Consider the following 6000-nt stretch of genomic DNA (forward strand, 5'->3'; position numbering starts at 1 on the left):
CGATCCGACGGGTACCGGGAGACCGAGTGGACGTGTCCCGGTGTGACGGTTCGCTGCACGTCTCGGGATGCTCACGAGAACCCTCGTCGGTACCCGTCCACGGGGTCAACGGGGTCTATGTCAGATCCGCGTCAACCTTCTTCAGGTCGCCGTCAGAGCCCGTCACGACCCGGCCGACGGCCACGTCGCGGGCGAGGAGGCACTCCTCCAGGAAGGACAGGACCCGCAGGTGGTAGGTGCGGGCCGCCCAGCCCAGGCTGATGTTGTGCCCGGCGTGCGGCTGCCGGGCCGCCTCCACGGGGGCCGCCGTCAGCGGAGCCAGCAGTTCCTCCAGCGCCTCCCCGTCGTGCTTCCACCACTGCTCCTGTTCGGCGAACGTGAAGCGCACCGGCACCCGCACCCCGGCCGCCACGGCGGGGTACATCTCCGGCCACCTCCGCGTCTCCCGCGCCTCGGCCGCAGGGACCGGCCGCAGCAGCCCCTGCCCGAGCCGGAAGGCGTCCGGCGGGTAGAACCGCAGGGCGCCCCAGTGCCGTCGCCACTCGCCCGGCAGGTCGGGGCCGGGCAGCCGGCCGGCCTCCACGGCGAAGCGCCGCCCGATGCCGGAGACGTCCACGCCGATCGGTACGAGGCCGCCCCGCGCGGCGCCCGCGGCCGCGAGCGCGACGCGGCCGCCGCCCGAATGGGCCACGAGGAAGACTCCGGCGCCCAGTTCGCGCCCCTCGGCGAAGCCCTCCAGGGCGGCGAGGACGGTGGCGGTCTGCCCCGCGAGGTCCTGCCCCTCGGGCAGCACCCCGGCCGAGGCCCCGTACCCGGGCCGGTCCAGGGCCAGTACGGCGTAGCCGAGGCCGGCGCCGAGCTCCAGCAGCGAGAGCCCGGGCCGCGCCCGGCTGTCGAAGTAGCCCGCGCTCATCCCCGAGCCGTGCAGGGCCACCACCAGCGCCCGGGGTACGGGCTGTGCGGGCAGGGCCAGCAGGCCGGACAGCGGGATCCCGGCGGCGTCGAGGGTGACGGGCCGGACCGGGGGCGCGCCGGCGGGCGGCACAGGGACCATGAGGGGCATCTCCAGAAGGGTCAGGACGACCGGGCGGACGGGCTGCGCCGGGCCTTGGCGACGGCCAGGCACCAGGCGGCCCGGCGGCGCAGCAGGGTGGTCAGGGGCGGTGCGGCGCACGGCCGCGGGAGGTGTGCGGCCTCCGGTGCGGGATCCCTGGCGGGGACCCGGTAGCCGACGGTCTGCACGGCGTTCATCCGGTTCTCACAGCCGGACTCCGGCGAGTTCGGGCAGGCGTGCGCCGGAGTCCCACACGACGTGGAACGCGACGTGGCTCAGCCGCCAGCCGGCCGGCGTGCGCACGGCCCGGGCCTCGGAGTACCCGCCGACCTCGAAGTGGGCCGCGGGCCCCCGGCCGGCGTGGTGGACGTGGGTGGTGAGCTGCTGGACCCGCAGGGTGGCCCGGTCACCGTCGAGGACGACGCGGTGGTTGGAGCTGGAGTGGTGGATGCGCGCCCACCGCTCCCGGGCCTCGCGCTGGAAGGCGGCGAAGGCCTCGATCCCCTCGCACTCCCCGATCGGGAAGGCGAAGGTGGCGTCCTCGGTGAAGAGCGGGGCGTAGTACCGGGGGTCCTGCGGCCCCGTCCCGTCGTGGGTGTCGAGGGCGGTCACGTAGCGGTCGAACAGCTCGCGCAGCTCGGCGTGGTCGCGCAGGGCCTGCACCTGCTCGCGCAGTGCCGCGATGTCGTCATGGGTCGATGGCATGGCCTCTCCAGTCGGCGGACTCGGGACACGGCCCGCGGTCAGGAGCGTCCGCCCGTGAACTCCTGGACCGGGGCACTGGGTTGAAGGGCGGGCGCGGTGTGCGGGCGGGGGCGGGGCCCGGTCAGGCCGACCGGAGCCCGCGCCAGGTGCGCGGGCCGAGGAAGCCGCGGACCCGCTCGGGCCGGCGCCGGCCGGCGAGGGCCGGCCCGCCGCCGGCCGTGCCGCCGTGCTCGCCCTCGTACGCCGCCGCCCGCGCGAGTACCACGGCGGTGAGCGCCGAGAGGTCCTCGGTGTCGGGGCTCCCCTTCACCACGCGGATGAGTTGGCCGGGCTCGACCGTCGTCTCCACAGACTGCTCCTCGTCTCGTGACGTCCCGCCGGCATGCTGCGGCGGGTCCGCGTGCTCGCGGGGCGGAACGCCGGCACCGCCGGCGCACCGCACCCCAGGGAACGGATCAGTACCGTGCGGGTCTCGCACGGATCTATGGCACCGCTCGGGGCCGGGTCAGGCCGCCGTCGCGGTGAGCTCGTCCACGGCCAGTGCCAGCCGGTCCGGCGTGTGCGTGCTGTGGACCCGGGCGCCCGGCAGGATCCGCCGGACCAGACCGCCGAGCACCCGGCCCGGCCCCACCTCCACGAACCGGTCGACGCCCGAGGCGGCGAGCGTGCCGACCGCCCCGGTCCACCGCACCGGGCTGGTGAGCTGGCCGCGCAGGGCGACGGCGGCCTCGGCGGCGCTCGTCACCCACCCGCCGGTGACGCCGGAGACCAGCGGCACGACCGGGTCGCGGAACTCCGTCGCGATCAGCGTCTCGGTGAACTCCGCCTCGGCCTCGCCCAGCAGGCTGGAGTGGAACGGGCCGCCGGTGCGCAGCCACTCCACCCGCGCCCCGGCCGCCCGGGCCGCGTCCACGGCCCGGGACACGGCCTCGGCCTGGCCGGACACCACGGTCTGGCGGGGTTCGTTGTCCCCCGCCACCTCGACCACCTGGCCGGTGGCCGCCCGGGCCTCGGCGCAGATCCGCGCCAGCTCGGCGCGGCTCGGGCCGATGACCGCCGCGGTGGCGCTGCCGACGCGGTCCCCGACGGTGGCGACGAGCTCGCCGCGGAGCCGGACCAGCCACAGCGCCTCGGTCCACTCCAGGACTCCGGCGGCGACCAGCGCCGCGTACTCGCCCAGGCTGTGCCCGGCCACGGCGTCCGGCCGCAGGCCCTCGCCGCGCAGCACCTCGAGGACGGCCATGCTGGTGAGGAAGATCGCCGGCTGCGCCACGGCCGGGTCGTCCAGGTCCCGCGGCGAACCGTCCAGGCAGACCCCGGCCAGCGGGATCCCGAGCAGGTCGTCGGCGGTGCGGTAGTAGGTGTCGGCGAGGTCGGGCCGCAGGGCGAGGAGCTCCTTGGCCATGCCGGCGTATGCGGAGCCCTGGCCGGGGAAGACGAAGGCGGTGGTCATCCGGTCACGTCCTTACTTGCGGTTCAACTGGCGAGGACCGTGTCACGCGGTCCGGGGGCGGCGCCGCACACGGTGTGGCCCGCGGCCAGCCAGGTGTCGGGCACCCACCTGACGTCGACCACCTTGGGGGCGGCACCGGCCACCGCGACGGCGGCGGCGTGGGTGGCGTCGGCCGGGACGCCGACCATGGTCCAGCCGTCCGGGTGGCGGCCGTGGTCGGTGCCCAGGTAGTCCTCGGCGGGCGAGCGGCTCAGACCGATGCCGAGCCCCTTGAGGAACGCTTCCTTGCGGGTCCAGATCTGTCCGAACAGCTGGCGCCGTTCCTCGCCGGCCTCGGCCTCGGCGATCTCCAGCTGCTCGTCCGGGTGCAGCGCCTTGGAGCAGATGTCCACCGTCTCGGCGCCGGGGAGTTTCTCCACGTCAACGCCGAGCGGCGAGGTGCCGACGCCCACCATGGCCACGCCCCCGCTGTGCGAGAGGGAGTAGTGCAGCGGCGGCGGCGGGGGCGACAGCGCGGGACGGCCGTGCGGCTCGGCGCAGCCCGGGCAGGGCTCGCGCATGAAGCGGACGTCCTGGGGCAGGGTGGCCGTGTAACGTCCGAGCAGCCGGCGCACCGCCACGTGGGCGGCGGCGTACAGCAGGCCGTCCGACTTGCGGATGAAGGAGTCGGTGCGCTCGCGCTCCTGGTCGTCGAGGTCGCCGATCGCGAGGGCGTCGGCGTCCGCGCCGGTGGGACGGCGGATCAGCCAGAGGTCGACGCGGTCGGCGGAGAGGGTGAAGTCGGGCCGGTCCAGGTCCTGGTGGTTGACCACCGGGCGGACGGCCGGGAGCAGGGTCGTAGTGCTCATGCCGGCACCGCTGCCCCGTGCAGGTGGGCCTCGGGGCCGAGCTGGCCGGCGAGGCAGTCGATGAGCTCCTGGGCGCTGTTGGCGAGCAGCAGCCGCTGGAGGTTCACGTCGACGCCGAGGGTCGCCTCCATCCGGTACTGGAGCTCGATGCCGGAGATCGAGCCGATGCCGAGGCAGCCCATGGGGCGGCCCGTGGTGTCCACGAGGTGGGGCTCGATGCCGAGGATGCGGCCGAGTTCCTCGCGCACGTACTGCTCCAGGATCCGGGTGCGCTCGTGCAGCCCGGCCGTGGCCAGGACCGCCATGTCGGGCCTGGTCATGTGCACCAGGCCGTTGTCTGTCTCGTATGTCTGTGACATGTGAAGTGTGTTCATGATGCTTTCCGGGTTGAGGCGGACGGGTGTCCCCGTCCGTCCGTGGTCGGAGCCGCCGGGTGGGAGGGGCGTCCGGCGGGTGGTGCGGGTGGGGCGGAGGGGTGGAACAGGCCGCGCAGGGCCACGCACGCGCCGGCCAGGCCGACGCCGGTGACCAGCCAGAGCGCGGGGCCCCGGCCGGCGGCCGCGTACAGGGCCGAGGTCAGCGCGGTCGTCAGCGCCGCGCCCAGCTGTACGCAGGTCTGGTAGAGGCCTCCGGCCGCCGACTGGAGGGCGGGCGGGACCGTGCCGGTGGCCTGGAGGTGCAGGGCCGTGAAGGCCAGCACGAAGGCGACGCCGACGAAGGACATGGCGGGCAGCAGGTCGGCGTGGCCGACCGGACCCCCGCCGTGCGGGTAGAGGGCGTAGCCGAGCGGGGCGGCGGCCGCCCCGGCGGCGACGGCCCGCGCGGGGCCCAGCCGGGCGGCGATCCGCCCGGAGTGCAGGGCGCTCAGCGCGAGCGGGACGCTGGCCGGCAGGAAGGCGAGGGCCGTCTGCCAGGGGCTCCAGCCGGCCTCCCGCAGGTGCAGGGCGGCCACCAGCAGGAAGCCCACGTACGAGCCGTTGAGCGCGGCCGCCCCGAGCGCGGAGCGCAGCAGCGGCTCGTGCCGCAGCAGTTCGGTGCGCAGCAGCGGGCGCGGTGCGGTGCGTTCGGCCCGTACGAGTACGGCGGCCAGCGCCGCCGCCCCGGCGAGGGCAGCGGCGGCGTACCGCCACTGCCCGCCGGGGCCTGCGGCGCGGGAGAGCGCGTAGACGAGGAGCAGCACCGCTCCGGTCAGGGCGGCGCCCGCGACGAGGGGGTGCCGGCCGAGCGGTTCGCGCGGCCGGTCCCCGTCGCGGGGGACCAGCCGCAGCCCGGCGGCGAGCAGCAGCAGGGCCACGGGCGCGGGGAAGGCGATGGTCCAGCGCCAGCCCGCACCGGTGAGCAGGCCCGAGAGGAGCAGGCCCGAGCAGAAGCCGGCGGCGCCGAAGAAGGAGTAGACGGAGACCGCGCGGCGGCGCTCGGCGCCCTCGGGGACGGCGGAGAGGATGATGGCGAGTCCGGTGGGCGCGGTCAGCGCCACACAGAACCCTTTCAGCACGCGGGTGGCCGTCAGCAGGAGCGCGCTGTCGGTCAGCGCGCCCGCCAGCGAGGCGGCGGCGAAGACCGGCAGTGCCGCCAGGTAGACCCGGCGCCGGCCCAGCCGCTCGACCAGCCGGCCGCCGAACAGCAGCAGCCCGCCGAAGCCGGCGGCGAAGCCGCTGACGAGCCATTGGACGCGGGTGACGGACAGCCCCAGGCCGCTGCCGACGGACGGCAGGGCGACCAGGGTCGCGGACACCTCCAGGGCGTCCACCAGCATGTTGGCGGCGAGTACGGACACCAGGGCCCAGCGGGCCCGGGCCCGGCCGCCGGACTGGGTGTTCATCGGGTGTGCACGCTCGCGTTTCGCGGGAGGGGACGGGGACCCAGGCCCGCCCCGAGTACGGATCGTCCAGGCCGGCGTCACGGGCGCCGAGGTCGCACACGGCGCCCGCCCGGAAGGC

The 6000-nt window shown here is 76.0% G+C and carries 8 protein-coding genes; all 8 read right to left on the minus strand.

The annotated features are described in order from the left end of the window. Positions 1-115: 115 nt before the first annotated feature. The 8 genes from ACQKM2_RS27255 to ACQKM2_RS27290 all read right to left on the minus strand — a co-directional run bounded on the left by ACQKM2_RS27255 (position 116) and on the right by ACQKM2_RS27290 (position 5882). A complete protein-coding gene (locus tag ACQKM2_RS27255) occupies positions 116-1063 on the minus strand; it encodes an alpha/beta hydrolase (protein WP_427714352.1) in 948 nt (315 codons plus the stop codon). A gap of 11 nt (positions 1064-1074) precedes the next feature. Continuing rightward, positions 1075-1251: a hypothetical protein gene (locus ACQKM2_RS27260; RefSeq protein ID WP_427714354.1), complete on the minus strand. Its 177-nt coding sequence runs from the start codon at positions 1249-1251 to the stop codon at positions 1075-1077. A gap of 7 nt (positions 1252-1258) precedes the next feature. Then, positions 1259-1759, minus strand: coding sequence for a nuclear transport factor 2 family protein (locus ACQKM2_RS27265; RefSeq protein ID WP_427714357.1), 501 nt, complete (start codon positions 1757-1759; stop codon positions 1259-1261). 121 nt (positions 1760-1880) lie between these two features. Continuing rightward, positions 1881-2108: an acyl-CoA carboxylase subunit epsilon gene (locus ACQKM2_RS27270; RefSeq protein WP_427714359.1), complete on the minus strand. Its 228-nt coding sequence runs from the start codon at positions 2106-2108 to the stop codon at positions 1881-1883. Positions 2109-2264: 156 nt separating this feature from the next. Next, positions 2265-3212: an ACP S-malonyltransferase gene (locus tag ACQKM2_RS27275; protein WP_427714362.1), complete on the minus strand. Its 948-nt coding sequence runs from the start codon at positions 3210-3212 to the stop codon at positions 2265-2267. A 23-nt stretch (positions 3213-3235) separates the two neighbouring features. Beyond that, the gene (locus ACQKM2_RS27280; RefSeq protein WP_427714364.1) at positions 3236-4060 is read right to left on the minus strand and encodes a 4'-phosphopantetheinyl transferase family protein; all 825 of its coding nucleotides are present in this window, start codon (positions 4058-4060) and stop codon (positions 3236-3238) included. Next, a complete protein-coding gene (locus tag ACQKM2_RS27285; RefSeq protein ID WP_042804859.1) occupies positions 4057-4419 on the minus strand; it encodes an acyl carrier protein in 363 nt (120 codons plus the stop codon). Before ACQKM2_RS27285 ends, ACQKM2_RS27280 begins: the two co-directional genes overlap by 4 nt. Before the next feature lie 11 nt (positions 4420-4430). Continuing rightward, on the minus strand, positions 4431-5882 hold the full coding sequence (locus tag ACQKM2_RS27290; protein WP_427714366.1) for an MFS transporter: 1452 nt from the start codon (positions 5880-5882) through the stop codon (positions 4431-4433). Between the last annotated feature and the right edge of the window lie 118 nt (positions 5883-6000).

Source organism: Streptomyces sp. NPDC004126 (assembly GCF_050275515.1).
Taxonomy (GTDB): Bacteria; Actinomycetota; Actinomycetes; order Streptomycetales; family Streptomycetaceae; genus Streptomyces.